At 46.2% G+C, this 2,706-nt stretch carries 2 protein-coding genes; both read left to right on the top strand.

Annotated features, from left to right (window positions below; genetic code table 11):
• The coding region (locus tag WAM07_RS04160; protein ID WP_422165022.1) for an MFS transporter at positions 1-984 on the top strand (984 nt) is incomplete at its 5' end.
• Positions 985-1,322: 338 nt separating this feature from the next.
• A complete protein-coding gene (locus WAM07_RS04155; protein ID WP_422165020.1) occupies positions 1,323-2,108 on the top strand; it encodes a TerC family protein in 786 nt (261 codons plus the stop codon).
• Positions 2,109-2,706: the final 598 nt, after the last annotated feature.

Below are 2,706 nucleotides of genomic sequence, written 5' to 3'. Positions count from 1 at the left end.
GAACGCGTAGGTAAGAAAAAAACCCTCACGGCGAGTATTATGATATTTACCGCTACCACATTCTTTTATTTAAGCGTGGATCACTTTACAGCCTTGCTGGGACTCCGGTTTTTCCACGGGCTGTCATTTGGGCTGTTTACAACGGCAAGCGGCGCGATCGCTGCCGATGTAATCCCACCTGAAAGACGGGGAGAAGGGCTCGGTTATTTTGCAATGTCCATGAATCTTGCGGTCGTCGCCGGCCCTTTTCTTGGCTTGACTCTATTACAGTATGCACCATTTTCGGTCCTTTTCATCGTACTCAGTCTATTGATAGCAGGTGGGTCGTTGTCTGCCTTTCTTGTACAGGTGCCACCGGAAGCTGAAGCGGCTCGAGCCCCGTCAAAAGTAAAATTCTCTTTACATGATCTTATTGAATTAAAAGCGCTGCCGATCGCTGTTATCAGCAGCTTCATTGCGCTTGCGTATTCCAGTATCATTTCCTTTTTATCCGTGTATGCCAATGCAATTGGATTATCAGGCGCATCCAGTTACTTCTTTCTTGTGTTCGCGCTTGCGATGCTGATATCACGTCCGTACTTAGGAAGAGCTTATGATGCCAAGGGACCGAAGTTTGTTATTCTGCCGTGCCTGTTATTGTTTTCAGCAGGATTACTATTCATCAGCATCACCAGTACGGCCTGGATGCTATTGCTCTCAGCAGCGATCATCGGACTGGGCTACGGTACATTGCTTCCAAGTTTCCAAACGATGGCCATTCAGTCCGCGCCTATTACGAGAAGCGGCCATTCTACGGCTACCTTCTTCATGCTCTATGATATAGGAATTGCTGCCGGTTCATTTCTTTGGGGACTGGTCGCTGCCGGGGCTGGGTATCAAACGCTTTATACGACGAGCGCCATCGTTGTCCTTGCGGTTATGGTGCTTTTCAGCGTACAGCAGGCCAGACAACCGGCACCCGTTGCAAGGGATCAGGCTTCCTGAGAAGCTCCATATAGAATCTGCTAATCTTAAGTAGCCTGGATGGGAGGTTATTCATATCCAGGTCCCTGCAGCCTATTCTATCATTCATTTAAATGATCATCAGCAGCTTGACCAATGGGTGGTAACTTGATATATTTCTAGTAGTATAAAAGGGGAGTAGCTTTAACAGTATTGTCGTCATTACAGAGTGAACAACCTTCACTCTCGGCACTACTGGCGACTGCATAGTTGCTAGCAAGACCTTTGCCACCGGGTGAAGGTCTGTATTTTTTGAGGTCTTTACCATGGAATAGTGGTAAAGACCTCTGTTTTTTTTGAAAGAGAAGGGAGAATATCAATTGGATTCAATTTGGTTGGAATATGGATGGACGTTATTAATACTGATTGGTCTCGAAGGTCTGTTATCTGCAGATAATGCACTTGTTTTGGCGGTTATCGCCAAGCATTTGCCTGAAGGTGAGAAGAAGCGCGCAATCAATTACGGAATTATAGGAGCCTTTATTTTTAGATTTGGAGCATTATTCGCTATTTCGTTTATAGCGAATGTGTGGCAGGTGCAAGCCATTGGAGCTATTTACCTCATTTACTTAGGGGTGAAAAGTCTGATTGGCAGTTCACACGAGGAAGAAGAATCCACCGATGATAAACCTGCAAAAGGAAAAGGCTTCTGGCCAACGGTTGCCAAAATCGGGCTGGCCGATCTTGTGTTTGCGATCGATTCCATACTCGCTGCTGTTGCTCTGGCATTAGCTCTTCCGAATTCCCCGCTTCCGAATTTCGGCGGAATGGACGGCGGTAAATTCATCGTTGTCATTGTGGCAGGAATTGCTGGACTGATCCTGATTAAGTATGCAGCGACTTGGTTTGTTCAGCTTCTCAAAGTCCGTCCAAGTTTAGAAACAACAGCCTATTTAATCGTAGCCTGGGTAGGTATTAAATTAGCGGTTATTACCTTATCCCATAAGGATGTAGGCGTACTGGATGAACACTTTGCTCATAGTGTGGGCTGGACGGTAACATTCTGGGCCGTGCTGCTTTCTATAGCGATAGGCGGCTGGTTCTGGTCTGGCAGACATTTGCGCAAGGATGAAAATAAAGAACTATACAGAAATTCCGGATCTTAATGATCGGTAAGCCCTCCATTTGATGGGGGGCTTTTTTTAAAGGTTCTGTTAATGTTTATGGTTTTTTCATAAGAGGCTTATGACGCAATAGAGCCGTATTGTGGAAGACTCAGTTTCGAGATATCGGCTTGCAGTGAAGGACCTGCGGGGGACGATTTCGCTTTCCGTGGGCATGAGAAAAGCTTCCTCAGGCTTCGCCTTCCGGGATCTTACCGATCATGTTTATCCCACAGGAGTCTTCATCGTCCCCCTCCGGCCCTTGCCCAATCAGAAACTCGAAACTACTTAAGATAACTTCTTCATGATGAGCAAAAAGAGTATGTGAATATAGCTGTTTTCATGCTGTAAAGATGTGAAATAGCCTTTCATATAAGCATTTCAGGCAAGTTATGGTGGAAAGGATTCTCTTTTTTCGAAGGGGCCGTTTTCACAATCAGGTTGGGTTGGTGGGGAAATGGCAAGACTCCCAGATTGAAAGCGGAAGCACCTTGGTCAGCGGCGTATGGACTGGACGGACAAATGTGGAGGTGCCTTGTTCAGCCTCGACAAGCTTAAGAACGAACATGAAAGGAAGTGACCTTCTTCCTGTCATGGTTGG

Source organism: Halobacillus sp. (assembly GCF_049282395.1).
Taxonomy (GTDB): Bacteria; Bacillota; Bacilli; order Bacillales; family Halobacillaceae; genus Halobacillus.
This window is presented reverse-complemented; position numbering and strand designations above follow the sequence as displayed.